Annotated in this window: 19 protein-coding genes; 12 read left to right on the top strand and 7 right to left on the bottom strand. The window is 34.8% G+C overall.

Features of this window, described 5'->3' with window-relative positions:
- Positions 1 to 37: 37 nt before the first annotated feature.
- Positions 38 to 934: a PucR family transcriptional regulator gene (locus tag JKP73_RS16505; protein ID WP_021292190.1), complete on the bottom strand. Its 897-nt coding sequence runs from the start codon at positions 932 to 934 to the stop codon at positions 38 to 40.
- Between the two features lie 160 nt (positions 935 to 1,094).
- On the opposite strand from JKP73_RS16505, the gene JKP73_RS16510 reads away from it, so the two are divergent.
- Complete coding sequence (locus JKP73_RS16510; RefSeq protein ID WP_021292191.1) at positions 1,095 to 1,466, top strand: YlbF/YmcA family competence regulator; 372 nt, start codon at positions 1,095 to 1,097, stop codon at positions 1,464 to 1,466.
- A 147-nt stretch (positions 1,467 to 1,613) separates the two neighbouring features.
- Here JKP73_RS16510 and JKP73_RS16515 read toward each other — a convergent pair whose 3' ends face one another.
- Positions 1,614 to 2,066 carry an SgcJ/EcaC family oxidoreductase gene (locus tag JKP73_RS16515; protein WP_021292192.1) on the bottom strand — a complete coding sequence of 151 codons (453 nt, stop codon included), beginning with the start codon at positions 2,064 to 2,066 and terminating at the stop codon, positions 1,614 to 1,616.
- A 386-nt stretch (positions 2,067 to 2,452) separates the two neighbouring features.
- Here JKP73_RS16515 and JKP73_RS16520 point away from each other — a divergent pair, with 386 nt between their 5' ends.
- Positions 2,453 to 3,226: an enoyl-CoA hydratase gene (locus JKP73_RS16520; RefSeq protein WP_021292193.1), complete on the top strand. Its 774-nt coding sequence runs from the start codon at positions 2,453 to 2,455 to the stop codon at positions 3,224 to 3,226.
- A 265-nt stretch (positions 3,227 to 3,491) separates the two neighbouring features.
- Here JKP73_RS16520 and JKP73_RS16525 read toward each other — a convergent pair whose 3' ends face one another.
- Positions 3,492 to 3,677: a YhzD family protein gene (locus JKP73_RS16525; protein ID WP_021292194.1), complete on the bottom strand. Its 186-nt coding sequence runs from the start codon at positions 3,675 to 3,677 to the stop codon at positions 3,492 to 3,494.
- Positions 3,678 to 3,861: 184 nt separating this feature from the next.
- Here JKP73_RS16525 and JKP73_RS16530 point away from each other — a divergent pair, with 184 nt between their 5' ends.
- From JKP73_RS16530 to JKP73_RS16560, 7 genes are all read left to right on the top strand, one after another.
- Positions 3,862 to 4,758, top strand: coding sequence for an ABC transporter ATP-binding protein (locus JKP73_RS16530; RefSeq protein ID WP_021292195.1), 897 nt, complete (start codon positions 3,862 to 3,864; stop codon positions 4,756 to 4,758).
- On the top strand, positions 4,751 to 6,001 hold the full coding sequence (locus JKP73_RS16535; RefSeq protein WP_021292196.1) for an ABC transporter permease: 1,251 nt from the start codon (positions 4,751 to 4,753) through the stop codon (positions 5,999 to 6,001). The genes JKP73_RS16530 and JKP73_RS16535 overlap by 8 nt, the downstream gene beginning before the upstream one ends.
- A gap of 170 nt (positions 6,002 to 6,171) precedes the next feature.
- On the top strand, positions 6,172 to 7,407 hold the full coding sequence (locus tag JKP73_RS16540; RefSeq protein WP_231378705.1) for a metallophosphoesterase family protein: 1,236 nt from the start codon (positions 6,172 to 6,174) through the stop codon (positions 7,405 to 7,407).
- Between the two features lie 9 nt (positions 7,408 to 7,416).
- On the top strand, positions 7,417 to 10,386 hold the full coding sequence (locus JKP73_RS16545; protein WP_200411555.1) for an ATP-binding protein: 2,970 nt from the start codon (positions 7,417 to 7,419) through the stop codon (positions 10,384 to 10,386).
- A gap of 52 nt (positions 10,387 to 10,438) precedes the next feature.
- Positions 10,439 to 10,984, top strand: a complete 546-nt coding sequence (locus tag JKP73_RS16550) for a GbsR/MarR family transcriptional regulator (RefSeq protein ID WP_021292199.1) — start codon at positions 10,439 to 10,441, stop codon at positions 10,982 to 10,984.
- 102 nt (positions 10,985 to 11,086) lie between these two features.
- Positions 11,087 to 12,046: a 3'-5' exoribonuclease YhaM gene (gene yhaM / locus JKP73_RS16555; RefSeq protein ID WP_021292200.1), complete on the top strand. Its 960-nt coding sequence runs from the start codon at positions 11,087 to 11,089 to the stop codon at positions 12,044 to 12,046.
- Between the two features lie 77 nt (positions 12,047 to 12,123).
- Positions 12,124 to 12,324: a sporulation YhaL family protein gene (locus JKP73_RS16560; protein ID WP_021292201.1), complete on the top strand. Its 201-nt coding sequence runs from the start codon at positions 12,124 to 12,126 to the stop codon at positions 12,322 to 12,324.
- A 46-nt stretch (positions 12,325 to 12,370) separates the two neighbouring features.
- On the opposite strand, the gene JKP73_RS16565 is transcribed toward JKP73_RS16560, so the two are convergent.
- From JKP73_RS16565 to JKP73_RS16575, 3 genes are all read right to left on the bottom strand, one after another.
- Entirely contained in the window at positions 12,371 to 13,282 is a 912-nt protein-coding gene (locus tag JKP73_RS16565) for a peptidylprolyl isomerase (RefSeq protein ID WP_021292202.1), read from the bottom strand.
- Positions 13,283 to 13,387: 105 nt separating this feature from the next.
- Positions 13,388 to 13,573: a hypothetical protein gene (locus tag JKP73_RS16570; protein WP_021292203.1), complete on the bottom strand. Its 186-nt coding sequence runs from the start codon at positions 13,571 to 13,573 to the stop codon at positions 13,388 to 13,390.
- Between the two features lie 163 nt (positions 13,574 to 13,736).
- On the bottom strand, positions 13,737 to 14,291 hold the full coding sequence (locus JKP73_RS16575) for a DUF3267 domain-containing protein (protein ID WP_021292204.1): 555 nt from the start codon (positions 14,289 to 14,291) through the stop codon (positions 13,737 to 13,739).
- 221 nt (positions 14,292 to 14,512) lie between these two features.
- On the opposite strand from JKP73_RS16575, the gene JKP73_RS16580 reads away from it, so the two are divergent.
- Positions 14,513 to 14,854 (top strand): DUF1878 family protein, encoded by a 342-nt coding sequence (locus JKP73_RS16580; RefSeq protein WP_188943857.1) that lies wholly within the window; start codon positions 14,513 to 14,515, stop codon positions 14,852 to 14,854.
- A gap of 42 nt (positions 14,855 to 14,896) precedes the next feature.
- Here the strand turns inward: JKP73_RS16580 and JKP73_RS16585 are convergent, their stop codons facing one another.
- The gene (locus JKP73_RS16585; protein ID WP_021292206.1) at positions 14,897 to 15,370 is read right to left on the bottom strand and encodes a GbsR/MarR family transcriptional regulator; all 474 of its coding nucleotides are present in this window, start codon (positions 15,368 to 15,370) and stop codon (positions 14,897 to 14,899) included.
- Between the two features lie 361 nt (positions 15,371 to 15,731).
- Here JKP73_RS16585 and JKP73_RS16590 point away from each other — a divergent pair, with 361 nt between their 5' ends.
- The gene (locus JKP73_RS16590; protein WP_038245651.1) at positions 15,732 to 16,928 is read left to right on the top strand and encodes a quaternary amine ABC transporter ATP-binding protein; all 1,197 of its coding nucleotides are present in this window, start codon (positions 15,732 to 15,734) and stop codon (positions 16,926 to 16,928) included.
- Positions 16,921 to 17,775 carry an ABC transporter permease gene (locus tag JKP73_RS16595; protein WP_021292208.1) on the top strand — a complete coding sequence of 285 codons (855 nt, stop codon included), beginning with the start codon at positions 16,921 to 16,923 and terminating at the stop codon, positions 17,773 to 17,775. The genes JKP73_RS16590 and JKP73_RS16595 overlap by 8 nt, the downstream gene beginning before the upstream one ends.
- Positions 17,776 to 17,808 lie beyond the last annotated feature (33 nt).

Genomic DNA, 17,808 nt, shown 5'->3' on the forward strand with positions numbered 1-17,808 from the left:
GGGTTGATCGAAACGGTAAACATGCACAAATATTCAATTAGTCTTTGTGCATATTTGCTAGAAGTGCCAAATAGACTGTGACAGCTTGATGAAATTGGCGAATATCAATTCCTGTCTTTTCAATAAACTTATCTAAGCGATATTGGAGACTATTACGATGCATATATAATTCCTTTGCAGTAACAGAAACATTGAGATTGCATTTCAAAAACATTTGAATGGTTTGTAATAGTTCTGTATCAGCTGTGAATTCTTGTAGTATCGTATTTGCTAATTCGTTTCGAAAGGGAGAACCCACTTGCTCAAGTAAAATGTAAGGAATTGCCTCTTGATAATTCGTTACTGGCTTATCGGAATAGGTTAAAGCTATCGGGGCATACCGAAACATCGTTAAGTATTGAGATTTTGCCTCTTGATATTGATTTAAATAAGGTCCAACAAAAAAATGAATATTCACATAAAGATCGCTCATGATCACATCTATGATTTGTTCGTAAGGGATATTTTCACCCGTAATGGAGGATTGCTCTTCAATAAGTATTCCTTCCTGTTCATTCTCCCATAATATAGGGATTTTATAATTGAACAAGGCTTGAATTGACTCTTTAAAGGTAATTGGTTCAATTTGTTGTTCGTTCATCGAAAAATAAACGAATCGAAAAGGGGAAGAAGCTGTTTGATGTGTCATGGAAGAGGTTTGGTCAATGACTTCTTTCCACTGCAACTCTTTATCAGAGGGCACCGGTATTTGCGCATGATATGGAGTCATAAATGTTTCCAATAATGCGGTATCTCTATTTGTTAATTCATTTTTTGAAATACCTATTTTAATCCCATTATCTGTGATATACCATTTATACATTTGCTGTGGGAGCTTGATTTTATCATCGTTTACTATAAGTGATGGAAATATTTTTTTTAGTTGATGTAGCATCTGCAAAACCTCTTTTTTAAAAGTTCTTTTTTTAATTATAGCAATCCTGGTTAATGAAAAAAATAATATATTCAAAAACATGACAATCTCGAATCGCTATACACAATTCCCATCGTTTGATATAGTAAATGGGAGTAAGAAATACGAAGGAGGATAAATCGTGCCTAACATTTATGATAGTGCTTATGATTTAGAAAAAGCGATTCGCGAGAGTGAAGAATTTAAAAACTTGAAAACTGCCTATGATGCGGTAATGAATGATCCATCTGCAAAACAGATGTTTGATAATTTCCGAGATACACAAATGGCTTTGCAAGAAAAACAAATGCAAGGACAAGAAATCACAGAAGAAGAGGTAACTAAGGCTAGACAAGTTGTAGAACTTGTACAACAGCATGGAGATATCTCTAAATTGATGGAAGAAGAGCAACGCTTAAATGTTGTGATCAATGATGTGAGCCGTATTATTACAAAACCATTAGAAGAGCTTTATGGTACACAGGAAGAACAAAATAGCCAAGCAACTGAATAGATAAAAGAAGAACAGCTTGTAGACAAATTATTAAAATTTTCTACAAGCTTTTTTGTCTTTATTATACTATTTAATATAGTTAAGCTTCATAAGCTGTTATTGGATAGTCGAAGGTTAGCATATGGGTATGTAGGTCTGTAAATAATTCTAGTCCTTCTTTACCTTGTTTAATTCTTCAGTCATTTGTTCAACTAATTCAGGTCTCCCATGAAACTGAGCCGGAGTATTTTGAAAGAGCTCAATATGCCAATCACTATTTACTTTAGATACGACCATCGTTTGGTGGGCATTTAAATTGGGTTCAATATCTTCTTCTCCTGGTGGGATCATCCCTGCAATAGCATGTAGAATAGCAGCATGGTTTCCTATTGGACGTATATTTTTAATTTTAGTTACAAAAGGAGCAGTTGGATGATTTTCAAAGATAGGTTTTACATGTGCTATGATTTCTGTTTTTCCAATTACCTTGCTCCCATCAAATCCAATTTGAACTCCCTGTTCTGCGAACGATTCAGCCATTCTTGAAGCGTCGCGGTTATTCCAAGCTTTTATTAATTCTTGATAAACTTCCTGAACTTCATCGTATAAAGAAGTATCCATATTTTAATTCCTCCTAAAACAGATATATCATTAATTTTAATTAAAACTTATCCCACAGCAAAGCGTGTATGTTTGTAACCAAGTTTTTTTTGGCTTTAGGGAACGGATAATGAATAGTATGATTAGCCATTTCAATTTTTTTGTTACACCAGATTATGATATAGAGTAGGCTGAAACAAAAGATAAAGGTTATTAATGGCTGAATTTTTTCATGAATCTCCATTATAACTGCATTGTATCAAACGCAAGTATAACCTAACCGGAAGTGAATAAATAGTTTACCTATAATAGCAGATCTTCATTTTAACCTTATTGTTATATAGGCAGGAGAATGTTTCACTCATCTCGAAATTTATATACAGTTTAAAAAAGAAGGGGAGAGGATTATGGGCCATACACTCATTTATGAAAGCAAGGACCGTGTATCATATATACATTTTAATCGTGCTGACCGTTATAATGCTATGAATAAAGAAATGCTGGAAGAATTATTACAAACGATTGAAAAAGTAGAACAAAGTGAAGATGCAATTGTCATTTTGTCTGGAGAAGGAAATGCTTTTAGTGCTGGTGGAGATATTTCGATGATGAAAGATTCTGCTACAAAAGAGAACTTTAATGAAATAATGGATATCATAGGCAAGGTAGCTTTAAAGCTATATACGCTTAACAAAATTGTGATTTCAGCTATTCACGGTTCAGCTGCAGGACTGGGATTAAGCATTGCTTTAACAGCAGATTTTGTGATTGCCCAAGAAGATGCAAAACTAGGAATGCTATTTATTGGAATTGGGCTTGCTCCAGATGGTGGAGGACATTTTCTACTAAAAGAACGGCTCGGAACACAGCAAGCAAAACAATTTATTTGGGGACGTAAACAGGTAGATGGTGTAAAGGCTAAAAAAATGGGGCTTGTTGATATTGTTACGGAGGAACGAGTATTGACGCATGCTATAAAGCTTGCGAATCAACTACTGTCTACCCCGCTAGCTGCTATGCTGGCGACGAAAAGCATCTACCATTCCAGGCAAAAGGATGAATTGAAATATTATATTGAAGAAGAAAAGCAAGCGCAGTGGAGCTTAAAGAATACAGAAGATCATCAAGAAGGTGTACAGGCTTTTTTAGATAAAAGAGAACCTGTATTTCAAGGAAAATAAGTAAATCTAAAGCCGGTTAACCATTTTTCTGTCTATTTTAAAACCTGAAACAGGTATGCTTCTACGAGAACGGTTTCAGTAATTTCCGTTAAATAAGACTCGAGTTGCTTCGTAGGAATTATGTCTATTTCATTTGCTTGGTAGGATTGGTTAACCGGTCAATGGAATTCATTTCTTCTGTAATTATCGGATAAGCAAGTAATCTACATATGGTTTGTTACAGTCTTTTGAAGGAATTACTCCTGCAAAAGGGGAGGTATTCATATCATCTATGAAAAAGAACTAGCTTAGCTTCCGGTGATACACATCGATGCGTGTGTTCTAAGTAGCCTTCCGCTTCTAGCTTGGTTGTTCCCAATTGCTTTGCTTCTTCATCATTTGCAGCATTAATTGTTTCATCTAAGAGCTTTTTTCCAGATGGATCAAAAACGGTAAGTGTGTAATTTCTCATATATTACGCTCCTCCTTGAAGTGAATTCAATACTATATATATTCGACATATAATAACAAAAACCTTCCTAATCAAATGGTTATATTCTGTTTCTTTCGCAGCACGTTAAGCTGGGGAAAAGAAAGAATGTACGAAACATGATTCCAATCATTTACGTACTACAAATAGAAAAGGGGGAGAGACCATGCTTAAATTGACTAATGTAACAAAACAGTTTGGAAATCATACCGCAGTAGATCATCTTTCATTAGAGATCCCTGAAAAAGAAATGTATGGTTTTCTTGGAGGAAATGGAGCAGGTAAAACAACAACCTTTCGTATGATATTAGGGCTGTTGGATAGCACAACTGGTGACATTTCATGGAATGGACAATCCATTCATTATGATAAAAGTCACTTAATTGGCTATTTACCTGAAGAAAGGGGGTTGTATCCAAAGTTAACAGTTAAAGAACAGATTGTCTATCTTGGAAAACTTCGTGGTATGAAGAAAGCGGAGATTATAAAAGAGCTAAATAGCTGGTTAGACCGTTTTAAAGTTCCAGAATACTTGAACAAGAAGGTAGAAGAGTTATCGAAAGGGAATCAGCAGAAAATACAATTTATCTCAGCTGTTATTCACCAACCGAAATTATTAATTCTAGATGAACCATTTTCTGGACTTGACCCAGTTAATGTAGAAATGCTTAAAGAAGCTGTTGTTGATTTGAAAGAGTATGGAACATCAATTGTATTTTCTTCTCACCGCATGGAACATGTGGAAGAACTATGTGAACATCTTTGCATATTGCAAAAGGGGAAACAAGTTGTGCAGGGTTCATTACAGGACATCAAGCGTTCCTATGGCAAGAAAAATCTAATTGTGCATGCTGCATTTCCATTAGAATTTTTGGAACGCCTTCCTGGTGTTGTAGGGTTTCGTAAGACAACAGAGGGGTGCCGCCTAGAAATTGAAAATGAGGATGTATCACAGCTGGTTTTTCAGGAATTACAGAATAAAGGCTTTATCCGCAAATTCGAACTAGAAGAACCGTCTCTTAATGATATCTTTATTGCGAAGGTAGGTGCTTCGTATGAATAAGTTCTGGATTATTCTTGGGCATACATTTATGACTCGAATCAAGACGAAATCATTTATTATTAGTACAGTTATTACACTATTATTAATTGTAGGGCTGGTTAATATACAATCAATTATAGAAACTTTTTCCAGTAAAGAAGATGATGAGGTAGCTGTAATTGATTATTCGAACGAATTATATGATCCTTTATCGCAAAGCATGAACCAGTCAAGTGAAGAAGTGAAATTAAGTGAATATGATGGTTCGGAAGAAGAGGCAAAACAAGCTGTTAAAGATGAAACATATCAGGCGCTGATTGTGTTAGACATGAATGAACAGCAATTACCAGAGGCTATTTATTATGCAAATAATATTTCTGAAATAGGCAATCAAGCAGCCATTCAGCAGCATATCCAACAACTGAAAGTTACATATGCGACAACTCAGGCTGATATTGATACTGAAACCTTAGCAAACATTAATGCACCAGTACAATTTGAAACCGTTGCATTGGATAAATCAGCAAAAACAAGTGATGAGTTAAATCAAGCCCGAGGCATTGTATATATCATGCTATTCCTACTATATATGGCTGTAATTACCTATGGAAATATGATCGCAACAGATGTCGCGACGGAGAAGTCATCACGTGTGATGGAAATATTGGTTTCAAGTGCTTCTCCAGTAACCCATATGTTTGCAAAAATTATCGGTACTGCATTTGTCGGATTAACACAAATCAGTCTGTTTTTAATCGTAGGGTATACATTAATTACCACAAAACAGGATGAACTGACAGAAGGGATATTCTCTACCTTTGGAATTGGTGACACTTCCGTTTCTGTTTACATTTATGCCATTGTGTTCTTTATCCTAGGCTACTTATTATATGCTACCCTTGCGGCTATGTTAGGTTCATTAGTAAGTCGAATTGAAGATGTACAGCAATTAATTATGCCGATGATATTTCTTGTTATGATTGCCTTTTTCATTGCAATATTTGGATTAAGTGTACCTGAATCCAATCTTGTTAAAATCACTTCATTTATACCTTTTTTTGCTCCAATGATTATGTTCTTACGTGTAGGTATGTTAGATATTCCTGTGTGGGAAATTGCTCTATCTATCGGTATTTTAGTAGCTACAATCACTTTATTGGCTATTGTAGGAGCTAGAGTTTATAAAGGCGGCGTATTAATGTATGGCAAGTCTAACTCGTTGAAAGATTTTAAAAAGGCACTCGCTTTATCAAAGAAGGAATAAGAGTGCAGTATGGTATTAAGCTACATGGATAGGACGTAGGAAAACATTCTGTTTTCTACGTCCTTTTTTATGAAGAGCTTTATGTTAATGCAGAAACAGATCCAATAGTGGCCCCAGGCGTACGAACGTGCATTCTGTCATGGGGTTTGATAAAATAATGGGAGATGGAGGTGTGGTTATTGTTAAAACAAGTATCATTTATCCATGCAGCAGATTTGCATTTGGACAGCCCTTTTAAAGGATTATCTCAAACACCAAGCAACTTATTTAAGATGATACGAGAAAGTACATTTTCCGCATTGGATGAATTAGTGCAAACAGCAATTCATCATCAGGTTGATTTTGTTTTACTGGTGGGAGATCTATTTGATAATGAAAAACAAAGTATTAAAGCACAAATACGATTAAAGCAGGCTTTTGAATTGCTTCAACAACATCAAATACTTGTTTATTTATCCTATGGTAACCATGATTACATAAAAGGGAATAAGCATCCAGTAACGTATCCAGATAATGTTACCATCTTTTCCCAAGACACGGTTGATTCAATCGTCTATGAAAAAAATGGTGAAGCCATGGCAGCTATATATGGTTTTAGCTATGTAAATCGAAGTGTACATGCAAATAAAACATCGGAATACGAAAAACAGAACGAATCGATTCCATTTCATATTGCGATGCTCCATGGTAGTGTGCAAAGTAATACAGATCATGATGTATATGCTCCATTTCAAGTACGGGATTTATCAAGAAAGGACTTTGATTATTGGGCACTAGGACATATTCATCAGCGAGAAATTTTAAAGGAAGATCCACCTATTGTATATCCAGGAAATACCCAAGGGCGTCATCGAAAAGAAACTGGAGCTAAAGGCTGTTACCATGTTGTATTGTCACATGCAAAAGCAGAGCTGTCTTTTATTCCACTTCAAGCATTCCAAATAAATTCGCTAACGATAAATGTGTCAGAATGTAAATCAGTATTAGAAATAGAACAAAAGATCTTAGATGAACTGACAAAGCAATCATTTTCTGTGCCTCAATTAATCGATATTCACTTGGAAGGTACAGGTAACCAGGTAGTAGAGTGGGATAAAGAAGGCAGAATAGAAGAAGTAATAGATTTAATTAATGAATCATGTATACAGAAGGATCATTGGATATATCTATTTCGTTATTCTATCCACTTGAAAACTACTACGATAAACCCTGAATGGTATAAAGGGGAACATTTCATTAGTGAATTATTACATGAAGCAGATAACCAAACCATTTCATCGCTTGTAACAGAACTATATCAGCAAAAGCGAGCTAGAAGGTTTATCGAACGTTTAACAGATGAACAGGAACAACAGATAAAAAGAGAAGCAAAAGAATTATTGATTCATGAGTTTTTTAAGGAATGAGGGTAACCGATGTTTATTGAACAAGCAACGATCTTTGGTTTTGGGAAGTGGGTTGACTACACGATTGATTTTTCTAGTGACAATGCTATTTATATATTTGGTGAGAATGAATCTGGAAAATCAACCCTACATACCTTTATTTTATTTATGTTGTTCGGTCTTCCTCCTAAAAAAAGAGAATTCTATCGACCGAAAACAAGTGGCAAATTGGGTGGCAGACTGACGGTGCAAGATAAGGGGATTAGGTTTACAATTGAACGATTTCACGAAGTTGATAACGGTGCAGCTAAATGTTATACATCTGACGGTATACAACAAGATGAACAATGGTTAAAGAACCGATTGCAAGGAATGACATATGCTTCTTATCAATCTGTATTTTCCTTTTCTGCAAACGACCTGTCACAGGTTTCCGAGATGAATGAAAATGAATTAGGTGAAGTTATTCTCGGGATTGGATTAACGGGATCTAAGAATCTATATGCAATTGAAAGACGATTAGATGACAAAATGGGTGATTTATTTAAGCCATACGGAAAAAAACCAAAGATTAATCAGCAGCTATCCAAGTTACAAGATATGCAAATCCGTTTAGATCAATACAAACAATTGGAAGCAAGTTATTATCAAAAGAAAACAGAAGCCAATAACATGAAAACAGCAATTACAGCTACGAAAGAAAAGTTGGAAAAGTTAACGAATGACCGTTTATTCTTGGGGAAAATGCAACATGCCCAGCCTTCGATTCAAATGTATAAAACGATATCGAAACAATTGGAAGATTTTCCTGAACATATTCCATTCCCTGAAGATGGAATAACCCGTTTAGAAAAATGGAAAGAAAAAATGCTTCCATTAAAGAGTGAACTTGCTATCTTACAAGATAATGAAAAGAAATATGATCAGAAAATTAAAAACCTGCAAATGCATCAACTCGAAAAGAGTATTCTAGATCAAGCAGAGAAAATGATAGAAGCAGAGAAAAGATACGATCACTTAATAAGTGAACAGAATAAACATAAAGCAGATAAGGATAAACAGCAAATACAAGTGGATAAAGAGTTAGAGGAACTAGATCTCCATATTAGCAGGGAAGAGCTTGTATCAATGGCCCTGTCTTTTCAAACAGAAAAAACATGGAAGCAAATAAAGGTCGATTCCGAACAAATATCTTTGGAAAAAGAACAATTACAAACAGAGCAAAATCAAATCGATCGGCAACGTCACCATTTGCAGCAGCAAAAGTCCGTACTACAGGAAAAATTACATTCAGATAATAAGATTCATGAGTGGCAAGAAAAGCTGCAAGCTGTAGATGAATTTGCTGCCAAAAATTATCTAAAAACGTTTAAAGAACAACAACAAAATGATTGGGCTAAGCAACGAGTCCGCAAACGAAAAGCAGCAAATTACATACTGATAGGGTTAGTTTTTATTGGAATGATAGTTGGTATGTTTGGCATACTAGGAACACATACTGTATCAATTTTTAGTTCACTACTTCTAGTGCTTTTAGGTATGGGTCAATGGTTTTTTCAACGTCATTCCATACATGAAATGGATCATGCGTTCATGCACGAAGATGACATGCCCATAAGGACGAACGAGATAAATGAAAGCGAACGGGAAATGATAATGGCTGATCTTGAGAAACAACACCAATATAGAAATCAAATTGATGCCATTGAAGAACAATTAAAGGGGCTAGAAATTCAATACTTAAAATGGGAAGAAAAAACCTATCAAACAGCAGAGAGAGAAAAGCGAATAGCTAGGCAGGTTCAGGACCAACAGTTGGAGTACCCCTTTTTGAGTAATATGGAAACTTCATTTTGGCCAGAATTATACTATCGTTTAAAGTCCGTGATACGAATGGATAAGCAAGTTCAAGATATAGCTGCAAATTTCAATAAAATAATATGCGAATTAGAACAAATCCAGGAACAGGTAAATACGTTTTTTGAGCAAGCAAATCGGGAAATGAAAAATAAATCAATTAAACAAAAGTTTGAGTGGATTCATCAACTATTAGATAATCATCATGAAACAACGAAGCAAATGACGTATTTAACAACGTATAAAAAGGATGCTGTTGAGAAACAACAACAGCTCCAACAGCAACTGCAGCCTCATCAAATGGAAATAGAAAAATTATATAAGCTTGCTGGCGTAAATAGTGAGGAAGCTTTTTATGAGAAGAGCAGGGAATTAAAAGAAAAACAAGATCTTTTACAAAAAAAAGATTCGCTGTATCAACAGCTATCTGCCATTGATGCAGAACAAGATTGGCAACATATGCTACAGAATGTCAGGGATGAACATACATTACAACTTCAACGTGACCAAGTACAAGAAAAAATGAAACAGTGTACTACAGATCTTGACAAAAAAAGACAGGATTTAGCAGATATTAATGCTGAGATTACCTCTATAGAAGGTTCGGATAATATTTCTCAATTGATGCATGAGTTGGAGTTTGAAAAAGAAAAACTGAAACAGCAGGCAGAGCAGTGGGCAGTAGTGAAATCAGCAAAGGAAATTCTCTTACAAACAAAAAGAACTTATCGTAACAAGTATTTAAATAAAGTGATGGAATTAGCAACGGATTACTTTCAAGAATTAACAGGAGGAATTTATGTTCACGTTTTTCCACCTGTAGATGACTCAACGTTTATAGTCGAGAATGAAAACGGCACTCGATTTCATTTAAGTGAACTATCTAAAGGAACGGTTGATCAATTGTATGTTTCTTTACGTTTAGCTGTAAGTAAAAGTATGAGTGAAAAGCATGCATTGCCATTTATTATTGACGATGCATTTGTTCATTTTGATTCGATACGTACAAAGCGAATGGTTCACTTACTTAACCGTATTGCGAATGATCAGCAGGTTATTATTTTTACATGTAAAAAGGAAGTTGCTGATACTGCAGATAATAAAAGTTTTATAAAGCTACAAAATTCTATTCGCATTCATTAACAAATAATGATAAACTATTTGCAGATTATTAATGCAGGTGGAGGGACATCCATTGCCAGAGAAAAAAGAATCAAAAGAATGGGAAATATATGATGAAACGATTGAGAAGTTTATACAAGTTATCGCGAAGAATATGAACCTATATGGTATCACTTCATCAGTCGGAAGGTTATATGGTGTATTATATTTTGCAGATCAGCCAATGACGTTGGATGATATGCGAGATGCGTTAGAAATGAGTAAAACAAGTATGTCAACAGGAGTAAGATCATTATCCGATATGAAGATGGTTGAATCAACATTTAAGCGGGGCATACGGAAGGATTTATATCAATCAGAAGAAGATTGGTATAAATCTTTTACCTCTTTATTTGGTAACCGTTGGCGTCATCATACAGAAACAAATATTGAAGAAGCAGATGAAGCTATTTACGAATTGGAGAAACTTTATGAAGAAACAACAGATGAAGAGCTAAAGCTGAAGATTACTCGGGACATTGATCGATTACGGTATGCGCAGAATTATTATACCTGGTTAATGAAATTCATTCAGGTCATTGAATCTGGAAAAATCTTCGATTATATTCCTAAAAACTAAGGAACGGTAGGGATTGGCAGTTAAATTGACTATAATTAGTTGATGTCAATCTCTTTTTGTTTACAGTTGGATTGAATTATTTGGTAACGGGGAGGAGTAAATATGAAAAATGATGTTAAAAAAGGAATTGGACATGTAAGTGTTGGTGACGCTTATGACGGTTTCTTACTAATAAGAGAAGCAACCAAAGGGCTAACCAGTAACGGGAAACCATTCTTAACATTAATGCTGCGTGATGCATCTGGAGAGATTGAAGCCAAATTATGGGATGCTAGTAAAGAAGACGAAAGCTTATTCGTCCCTGAACAGATTGTGAAACTAGCTGGAGAAGTTGGTCAATTTCGAGGTAAACCACAATTAAAAATATTATCTGTACGACCTTCGCAACCGACAGATGACGTACATGTTTCTGATTTTGTGGAAAAAGCACCAATCGAAAAAGATAGGCTAATAGAGAAATTGACAGAAGCCATTTTTGAAATGCAAAATGCCACATTACAACGGATTGTTCGAGCTTTTATTAAGAAATATCAGGAGGCACTATTAACATATCCTGCTGCAACCAGGAATCACCATGAGTATGCTTCTGGTTTAGCTCATCATATTGTTAGTATGCTTGCAATTGCTAAGGAACTACATCAATTATATCCACAGCTAAATAAAGATTTACTATATGCTGGAATTATTCTTCACGATATAGGTAAGATAAAAGAGCTATCAGGTGTGGTAACAACCACTTATACATTAGAAGGTAAGTTACTTGGACATATTCCCATGATGATTGAAGAAATAGGTCTGATGGCTGAAGAGTTACAAGTAGAAGAGGAAGAAGAAGTTTTGATATTAAAGCACTTAGTTTTAAGCCATCATGGAAAAGCAGAGTGGGGTAGTCCTAAACCTCCTCTTGTACGTGAAGCGGAGATTCTTCATTTAATTGACCTATTGGATGCAAAATTAAATATGTTAAATCGATCACTCGAAAAAGTGAAACCAGGAGAGTTTACCGAGCGATTATTCGCAATGGACAATCGGGCATTTTATAAACCATTATTTGAAGATTAACGAAAAGTAACGGGTATTTTTTGCTTTCTACTCTCATATATATTCACTAGAGAGATGGACAAGGAGGCATAAAACCCATGATATTAGGAGTGCCTTGGTGGGTATTCGTCATGATTATTCTTATATTTCTTAGTGGATTCATGGCATTCCGTGGAATGCTCGCTGAAAAGAAAATTGAGCAACAATTCATTGAGAAAGAAGGAGAAGTATACATGAAACGAATACAAGAGGAACAAAAAAAGAAAGCACAACGAAAACAAACAAGAGAAACTTCATAATAAAAGGCTAGTCCACTGATTGTGGCTAGCCTTTTTAGTTCATTGTTTATTCTTGAGATTCAGTATCTTCTGATCCACCGTTTGATTCTCCAGATTGACTGCTGTCTTCTTGTTTAAACATATCTTTGTATTCTTCAATTTTTACATCAATGTTTGCGTCCTGAAGAATTTTATCAATTTTTTCCTGAGCTTTGGTAGGATCCATTTTTTGAGTTAGTAACTCACGACGAAGATCTTCTTTTACATCTTCATATTTACCAATACTTTCTTCTTTTTCGCGCTTGTCATTTACTTTAATAATATGGAAACCATGTTCTGTTTTAACAGGATCGCTGATTTCACCTTTTTCCATACTGTAAGCGGCATCCTCGAACTCAGCAACCATATCGCCTGCTGTGAAGTAGCCAAGGTCGCCACCTTGTTCAGCAGACCCGTCTGTAGAGTATTCTTTAGCTAATTCCGCAAAATCTCCACCATCATCAAGCTTTTGTTTTACTTCTTTGGCTGTTTCTTCATCTTCCACTAAAATATGCTGAGCTTTAATTTCAGTGTTTTTTCGATCGTAGTATTCTTTAATTTCTTCTTCTTTAATTTCTACATCTTCAGCAACTGCTTCTTCTTGTAGAAGACTGATTTTAATAACACTACGAAGTGCGTTCTCACTACCGAACTGTTGTTGTACTGCCATATCATACTGTTCACCAAGTTGATCTTTCATTTTCTGTATTTCTTCATCAACTTGTTCATCTGATACTTCATACTTATCTTCCAATACCTCAATAGTAACCATCTCTTGAAGAATCCCTTCACCATAACGATCCTTTAATTCTTGGTAGAATTCTTCTTTTGTTACATTACCAGAACCAGTTTCTACAACTGCTTCTTCTCCGTCTGAACTGCAAGCACCTAACGTAATTAACCCTGCCGTTAATGTGACAGCAATTGCTGTTTTCTTCATACTTGAACACTCCTAATCTGCTTGTACAATAATTCTCCCCTAACAATAAATATAACATATAAATAAGTAAAAAATACAGTTCTAACTAAAACTGTATTTTTAAAACTATACCATGACATTCATTACTCTTACATACGAACATACAAGCAGTACAGTTATCATAATATTAATGATTCGGAACATCTTTCCTTGCTTGAGAGATTCCATTTCCATTTTTAAACAGAATTGATGTGTTAATGAATTAAAAATAAGTAAAATAATAAATCCATATAATAGAAAGATAATATTCATTATATCCCCCCTGATACTAAAGCTCTCTATATAACGTCTTTGTTGTATAATTAGTTAAGCTCTCTAGAATATCCTATTCACTACTGTATCAAAAGATTAACATTATGAACAGAGCAGAGTATTAGAAAAAATGAAAGGATTTGGTTCGATGGAACCAAATCCTTTAATGTTGATGTGCTCTTACAAGTATATCAAAACCATTTCCATCTTCTCTATTTTCGATTAAAGACCGTTTTGGTGCATTCCAAAGATATGCAATAAACAGTATATCAATAACTGCAATTCCAATATTTACGGATGTTAATAAGAGAATATATACGGAATACGCTGTAAAGTAGAAACTAGCAACTACTCCAGGAATTGTAAGCAAGACGGTAGGAGCTAATTTTACAATGAAATATGCTTTTTTTGTTAGGTGATATTTCGTATAATAATAAAATACAGGAAAAATTTTATGCCTTAATTTAAATACAATTTTAATGCGCTTATTCATTAGGATCAAAGGTAAGATATGCATACACGAATGAATGGTTGGTAAAAGAACCAATGAAAGCAAGAATGGAATGATTCCTGATTCATTTACATCATTCGTCCCTTGAGCCATTGTTAATGAAACATATAGAAAGATAAAAGCGATTAGTGCAACTAGCAAAGACACAAGGTATAAACGGTTTCGACCGAATTCTTTTGTAAGATTAATTGATTTCCAGCAATTCATTTTTGATCCCTCCAACCAAGCTTCTTAGAAGTTTTATCCTTCATGAATAATAGTACGATTAATGGTAAAAATCAATAGTTTTTTTATACTTTTTTTTGACGTAAAGAAAAGTTTAAAATAATGAGGGTGGGATCCCTATACAAGCAAGGGTTTGCCAGTTATTATCAACAGTATGTAAAAGTTGATAAAGGTGTGAAATGATGAAGGAGTGAAGATTTATAATGAAAGATTATCACGAAGCAGAAACAGCTTCTTTTCACTTACATTTACTGTCTAAAATTATGGATATGGATAAATACCCATTTACAAAGTTAATTATTGAAAGGAATCTAACCAAAGCAGAATACATTGAGTTAATGGATCGTCTATACTTATTAAATCAACAGTTTGAGGTGCAAACAAAGGAAGGGTTGTTAGATTTTTCATCTTTGCTTCTTCATTTCGCAGGAATGCTTACGGAGAAACTAGAACCAAATCAAACCATTTATGCATTAAAAGAAGAAGGAGTTTATCCTTCTTTAATGGAAACATTTATAACTATCTTAAAACAAACCAAGGAATAGAAAAGAAGGTAATCAGCACATATCTTCTTTTCTATTCCTTTTTTAATCCTGTTTCATCTCTTTAAATACATCCTCAACTTCTTGATGAAATAAAATGATTTGCTTAAGTCGAGGTGTAATCGTTGTGACTTCAGATGATCGTAACTGATGCATTTGTTTTTCAATTTCTTCTAGAGAAACACGTTGTTGATTTGCGGCATCAATCCATTTGTTTATATAAGAATTCATAAATGATTTAAATAATTGCGTATTTGCTTCGTATAGATCTTTACGAACACCTTTTCTCCAAACACGAGTAACTAAATTTTGATCTGAAAGAGCGCGAATACTTGTACTCATTGATGTTTTACTTTTTCCAAGAGCATCTGCCATATCATCTAACGTCATTGGTTTTTCAGTTAAGTATAGGTAAGCAAATAATCTTGATTCTAAGGGGGTCAGGCCAAACATTTCTACCGTTTTTGATAATTCCAGCATAATTTCATTGATGATTGTTTCTTTTTGAGGTCTGTTCATAAAATCCTCCTAAAGCCTTGATATATCAAGGTTACACTATATCCTAATCTATTAAAAATAGGTAATGATATCGAATTTTAAAGCAATTTAGAGCTAAACAAAGGATATTGTATGTATTTTTTATACAGAATTAACTGTATAAAAAATACATACAAAACCAAAAGAATTTAAAGTTTGTATTGAATTAATAAAACCGTTATAGTAGATAAAGTAAATGAAAAACTGTGTTCGGAGCTCGTGAAAATCTATGTATCAATGAAAATAGTTTTTCATGCGTCTTTGTATGTATCAGTACTGATCTGAAAGTAGTAGTTCTATAATCATGTTCAGAAGCTGAAATAGAAAAATAGAGGTGAAAGTAGTGCCAGTAATAGAAGCGAAAAATTTATCAAAGATTTTTGGTAAAAATCCGAAGCAGACAACAAAGCTTTTGGATAAAGGGGTATCAAAAGACGACATTTTAAAGGAAACGGGTAACACAGTAGGTGTTAATCGTGCGTCTTTCTCCGTCGAACAAGGGGAAATTTTCGTTATTATGGGGCTTTCAGGAAGTGGTAAGTCAACATTAGTACGGCTGATTAATCGATTAATTGAACCAACGGAAGGAACGATATTAATTGATGGGGATGACTTATTAACTTTAGATAAGAAGTCGCTTCGAGAAGTTCGTCGTCAGAAACTAAGTATGGTCTTCCAAAAATTTGCGTTATTTCCACATCGTACAATTTTGGAAAATGCCGAGTACGGATTAGAAATTCAAAAAGTAGATAAAGAAGAAAGGCGAAAAAAAGCTCAGGAAGCTTTAGAATTGGTAGGTTTAGGTGATTATATGCATCAAAAACCAAATCAGCTATCTGGTGGTATGCAGCAGCGTGTAGGACTTGCACGTGCTTTAGCAAATGATCCAGAAGTTCTTTTAATGGACGAAGCTTTCTCAGCATTGGATCCATTAATTCGTAAAGATATGCAAGATGAACTATTAGATTTACAAACAAAGATGCAAAAAACAATCCTGTTCATCACGCATGATTTAGATGAAGCATTACGGATTGGCGATCGAATTGCTTTAATGAAAGACGGTTCGATTGTTCAAATTGGTACACCGGAAGAAATATTAGTTAATCCGGAAAATGATTACGTTGAAAAATTTGTTGAAGATGTCGATCGCTCCAAAGTTTTAACAGCACAGCATATTATGAAGCGTCCAGAAACAATTAATATTGAAAAACATGGGCCGCGCGTTGCGTTAGAACGAATGCGTGAAGAAGGACTTTCCAGCATTTTTGTCGTTGATAAGAAGCGAAATCTCAAAGGGTATATTACAGCGGACGATGCATCAGAAGCACGGAAAAAAGAAATTAAAGATCTCCAAGATATCATGAAAAATGATATCCCACGTGTAAATAAAGAAACGCCAATGCATGAGATCTTTGATTTGATTTATGATTCGCCAATACCTGTAGCTGTTGTTGAAAATGAAAAATTAGTTGGAATTATTGTACGTGGGGCAGTACTTGCTGCATTATCCAGTGAGGGTGAGGTGAATCTAGATGCTTAATAACATATTAGAAATAGTTCCAGAGATGCCAATTGCAAAATGGACCAATTCTGCTACAGATTGGATTACGGATAAATTTTCCTTTTTATTCGACCCTATCAAGGAACACTTCGGGAATTTCATGGAGATGACTTCCGAAACTTTAAATACTATTCCACCAGTCATTATTATTCTTATCGTTGCAATTATTGCATTCTTTATTTCTGGTAAGAAATTTGGATTGGCAGCCTTCTCTATTGTGGGATTATGGTTAATTTATAACCAAGGTTTATGGGAGCAATTAATTAGCACATTTACACTTGTGCTTCTAGCTAGTCTATTATCAGTCATTGTTGGTGTTCCACTCGGCATTCTAATGTCGAAAAGCAAAATTGCTTCTGCAATTATTACACCTATTCTTGACTTTATGCAGACAATGCCGGCGTTTGTTTATTTGATTCCGGCAGTAGCATTTTTTGGAATTGGTATGGTTCCAGGTGTATTTGCATCATTAATTTTCGCAACACCGCCAACAGTACGCTTTACCAATCTAGGGATTCGTCAGGTGTCAAATGAGTTAGTTGAAGCATCGGAGGCATTTGGTAGTACCGGTGCACAGAAGTTATTTAAAGTAGAGTTACCTATGGCAAAAACGACAATTATGGCCGGTATTAACCAAACCGTTATGCTGGCATTATCTATGGTAGTAATTGCTTCAATGATTGGGGCACCTGGTTTAGGAAGAGATGTTCTTTCAGCACTACAACGTGCAGAGGCAGGTGCTGGATTTGTTGCCGGACTAGCAATTGTTATCCTGGCAATTGTAATTGATCGTATTACACAAAACATGAATAAACAAAAAGATTAATCGTTGTTGGTATCTTTTCTAAGGAAAAGTTTC

This window comes from Virgibacillus salexigens (assembly GCF_014905415.1).
In the GTDB taxonomy this organism is placed as follows: domain Bacteria; phylum Bacillota; class Bacilli; order Bacillales; family Amphibacillaceae; genus Virgibacillus; species Virgibacillus salexigens.

Coding starts and splice junctions, on each gene's coding strand:
- JKP73_RS16505 (WP_021292190.1), bottom strand. CDS start 934: ATGCTACATCAACTAAAAAAAATATTTCCATCACTTATAGTAAACGAT.
- JKP73_RS16515 (WP_021292192.1), bottom strand. CDS start 2,066: ATGGATACTTCTTTATACGATGAAGTTCAGGAAGTTTATCAAGAATTA.
- JKP73_RS16520 (WP_021292193.1), top strand. CDS start 2,453: ATGGGCCATACACTCATTTATGAAAGCAAGGACCGTGTATCATATATA.
- JKP73_RS16525 (WP_021292194.1), bottom strand. CDS start 3,677: ATGAGAAATTACACACTTACCGTTTTTGATCCATCTGGAAAAAAGCTC.
- JKP73_RS16530 (WP_021292195.1), top strand. CDS start 3,862: ATGCTTAAATTGACTAATGTAACAAAACAGTTTGGAAATCATACCGCA.
- JKP73_RS16535 (WP_021292196.1), top strand. CDS start 4,751: ATGAATAAGTTCTGGATTATTCTTGGGCATACATTTATGACTCGAATC.
- JKP73_RS16545 (WP_200411555.1), top strand. CDS start 7,417: ATGTTTATTGAACAAGCAACGATCTTTGGTTTTGGGAAGTGGGTTGAC.
- yhaM (WP_021292200.1), top strand. CDS start 11,087: ATGAAAAATGATGTTAAAAAAGGAATTGGACATGTAAGTGTTGGTGAC.
- JKP73_RS16560 (WP_021292201.1), top strand. CDS start 12,124: ATGATATTAGGAGTGCCTTGGTGGGTATTCGTCATGATTATTCTTATA.
- JKP73_RS16565 (WP_021292202.1), bottom strand. CDS start 13,282: ATGAAGAAAACAGCAATTGCTGTCACATTAACGGCAGGGTTAATTACG.
- JKP73_RS16570 (WP_021292203.1), bottom strand. CDS start 13,573: ATGAATATTATCTTTCTATTATATGGATTTATTATTTTACTTATTTTT.
- JKP73_RS16575 (WP_021292204.1), bottom strand. CDS start 14,291: ATGAATTGCTGGAAATCAATTAATCTTACAAAAGAATTCGGTCGAAAC.
- JKP73_RS16580 (WP_188943857.1), top strand. CDS start 14,513: ATGAAAGATTATCACGAAGCAGAAACAGCTTCTTTTCACTTACATTTA.
- JKP73_RS16585 (WP_021292206.1), bottom strand. CDS start 15,370: ATGAACAGACCTCAAAAAGAAACAATCATCAATGAAATTATGCTGGAA.
- JKP73_RS16595 (WP_021292208.1), top strand. CDS start 16,921: ATGCTTAATAACATATTAGAAATAGTTCCAGAGATGCCAATTGCAAAA.